The 647-nt window shown below is 68.8% G+C and carries 1 protein-coding gene; it reads right to left on the bottom strand.

What is annotated here, in order from left to right; genetic code table 11:
• The coding region (locus DYI24_RS27440; RefSeq protein ID WP_164574549.1) for a dihydrodipicolinate synthase family protein at window positions 1–647 on the bottom strand (647 nt) is incomplete at both ends.

Here is a 647-nt window from a genome sequence, read left to right as displayed (position 1 = left end):
CCTCCGGGCTGTCGATCAGCCCGCGCCGCCACAGCGCATATTTCACCGGCGCCGGGGACGGCTCAGCAAATAGCAGCTTCGGCAGGTCTGCAAGGCGTTGCCATTCGGCCGTCCCGCCGAGCTGATCGCCGGCCTGCAGCCGATCCATCATCGCGGCGAACGCCTCGGTCTCCAGATGCGCCGAAGCCAGGATCGCGCCGTCGCAGCCGCGGCTCAGCGCATCGAAAGCCAGCGCATCCTCGCCGGTGAGCACCGCAAAGCCCGACGGCCGCAGCCGCAACAGCTCGGCGGTTTGCGCGGGATCGGCGCAGCAATCCTTGACGCCGACGATGTTGGGGCGCTCGGCGAGCCGCAGCATCGCCTCGTTCTGCAGATTGACGCCGGTGCGATACGGAATGTTGTAGATCAGGATCGGCCGCGCGGTAGCGTCGGACGCGGCTTCGAAATGCAGCACTAGTCCCTGCTGCGACGGACGGGTGTAGTACGGGCAGGCGATCAGCACGCCGTCGGTCGGCCAGTGCGCAGTCCGCGCCAGGGTCTGCACCAGCTTGCGCGTGTCGCTGCCGGACAGCCCGAGATACACCGGTAGCTTGCCGCCGCCCGCCGCCAGCGCGTCGGCGGTCAGCATCACCAGGCGTTCGAGCTCC

The organism is Rhodopseudomonas sp. BR0C11 (genome assembly GCF_010820945.1).
Classification (GTDB): domain Bacteria; phylum Pseudomonadota; class Alphaproteobacteria; order Rhizobiales; family Xanthobacteraceae; genus Rhodopseudomonas; species Rhodopseudomonas palustris_H.
The sequence above is the reverse complement of the archived record's forward strand: the minus strand, read 5'-3'. Positions and strand labels throughout refer to the sequence as shown.